Source organism: Streptomyces sp. MI02-7b, from assembly GCF_033793585.1.
Taxonomy (GTDB): domain Bacteria; phylum Actinomycetota; class Actinomycetes; order Streptomycetales; family Streptomycetaceae; genus Actinacidiphila.
The window spans coordinates 1-2,411 of sequence record NZ_JARAWX010000063.1 but is presented as its reverse complement, the minus strand read 5'-3'; the positions used below and the strand labels follow the sequence as shown (position 1 = coordinate 2,411).

At 57.5% G+C, this 2,411-nt stretch carries 1 rRNA gene; it reads left to right on the top strand.

Annotated features, from left to right (window positions below):
* Positions 1–56 precede the first annotated feature (56 nt).
* A 23S ribosomal RNA gene (locus PV364_RS41035) occupies positions 57–2,411 on the top strand; the annotation flags it as partial.

Here is a 2,411-nt window from a genome sequence, read left to right as displayed (position 1 = left end):
CGGATGCGGGTGACGGGTCGTTGTTTGAGAACTGCATAGTGGACGCGAGCATCTGTGGCCAAGTTTTTAAGGGCGCACGGTGGATGCCTTGGCACCAGGAACCGATGAAGGACGTGGGAGGCCACGATAGGCCCCGGGGAGCTGTCAACCAAGCTTTGATCCGGGGGTGTCCGAATGGGGAAACCCGGCAGTCGTCATGGGCTGTCACCCATACCTGAACACATAGGGTATGTGGAGGGAACGCGGGGAAGTGAAACATCTCAGTACCCGCAGGAAGAGAAAACAACCGTGATTCCGGGAGTAGTGGCGAGCGAAACCGGATGAGGCCAAACCGTATGTGTGTGATACCCGGCAGGGGTTGCGCATGCGGGGTTGTGGGATCGTACTTCAGTCGTCTGCCGGCGGCTGGGCGAGTCAGAAACCGTTGATGTAGGCGAAGGACATGCGAAAGGTCCGGCGTAGAGGGTAAGACCCCCGTAGCTGAAACATTAGCGGCTTGCTTGTGCGACTCCCAAGTAGCACGGGGCCCGAGAAATCCCGTGTGAATCTGGCGGGACCACCCGCTAAGCCTAAATATTCCCTGGTGACCGATAGCGGATAGTACCGTGAGGGAATGGTGAAAAGTACCGCGGGAGCGGAGTGAAATAGTACCTGAAACCGTGTGCCTACAAGCCGTGGGAGCGTCGGATGCACTTGTGCATCTCGTGACTGCGTGCCTTTTGAAGAATGAGCCTGCGAGTTTGCGGTGTGTGGCGAGGTTAACCCGTGTGGGGTAGCCGTAGCGAAAGCGAGTCCGAATAGGGCGATTTTAGTCGCGCGCCCAAGACCCGAAGCGGAGTGATCTAGCCATGGGCAGGTTGAAGCGTGGGTAAGACCGCGTGGAGGACCGAACCCACCAGGGTTGAAAACCTGGGGGATGACCTGTGGTTAGGGGTGAAAGGCCAATCAAACTCCGTGATAGCTGGTTCTCCCCGAAATGCATTTAGGTGCAGCGTCGTGTGTTTCTTGCCGGAGGTAGAGCACTGGATAGGCGATGGGCCCTACCGGGTTACTGACCTTAGCCAAACTCCGAATGCCGGTAAGTGAGAGCGCGGCAGTGAGACTGCGGGGGATAAGCTCCGTGGTCGAGAGGGAAACAGCCCAGAGCATCGACTAAGGCCCCTAAGCGTACGCTAAGTGGGAAAGGATGTGGAGTCGCACAGACAACCAGGAGGTTGGCTTAGAAGCAGCCACCCTTGAAAGAGTGCGTAATAGCTCACTGGTCAAGTGATTCCGCGCCGACAATGTAGCGGGGCTCAAGCGTACCGCCGAAGTCGTGTCATTGCAGCAATACTCCCAACGGAGGCTGTGATGGGTAGGGGAGCGTCGTGTGCCGGGTGAAGCGGCCCTGTAAGGGAGTCGTGGACGGTTCACGAGTGAGAATGCAGGCATGAGTAGCGATACAAGAGTGGGAAACTCTTGCGCCGATTGACTAAGGGTTCCTGGGTCAAGCTGATCTGCCCAGGGTAAGTCGGGACCTAAGGCGAGGCCGACAGGCGTAGTCGATGGACAACCGGTTGATATTCCGGTACCCGCTTTGAAGCGCCAGCGCTGAACCCTCTGATGCTAAGCCCGTGAAGCCGCCGGCTGATTCTTCGGATGATGTCGGAGTGGTGGAGCCGGTGACCCGAGGTGGTAGTAGGTGAGCGATGGGGTGACGCAGGAAGGTAGTCCAGCCCGGGCGGTGGTTGTCCCGGGGTAAGGGTGTAGGCCGAGTGGTAGGCAAATCCGCCACTCATGGGGCTGAGACCTGATGCCGAGCCGATTGTGGTGAAGTGGATGATCCTATGCTGTCGAGAAAAGCCTCTAGCGAGTTTCATGGCGGCCCGTACCCTAAACCGACTCAGGTGGTCAGGTAGAGAATACCGAGGCGTTCGGGTGAACTGTGGTTAAGGAACTCGGCAAAATGCCCCCGTAACTTCGGGAGAAGGGGGGCCATTGCTGGTGAGGGGACGTGCTCCCTGAGCTGGTGGTGGCCGCAGAGACCAGCGAGAAGCGACTGTTTACTAAAAACACAGGTCCGTGCGAAGCCGTAAGGCGATGTATACGGACTGACGCCTGCCCGGTGCTGGAACGTTAAGGGGACCGGTTAGCTCTGATTCGTCGGGGCGAAGCTGAGAACTTAAGCGCCAGTAAACGGCGGTGGTAACTATAACCATCCTAAGGTAGCGAAATTCCTTGTCGGGTAAGTTCCGACCTGCACGAATGGCGTAACGACTTCTCGACTGTCTCAACCACAGGCCCGGTGAAATTGCACTACGAGTAAAGATGCTCGTTTCGCGCAGCAGGACGGAAAGACCCCGGGACCTTTACTACAGCTTGATATTGGTGTTCGGTTCGGCTTGTGTAGGATAGGTGGGAGACTGTGAAGC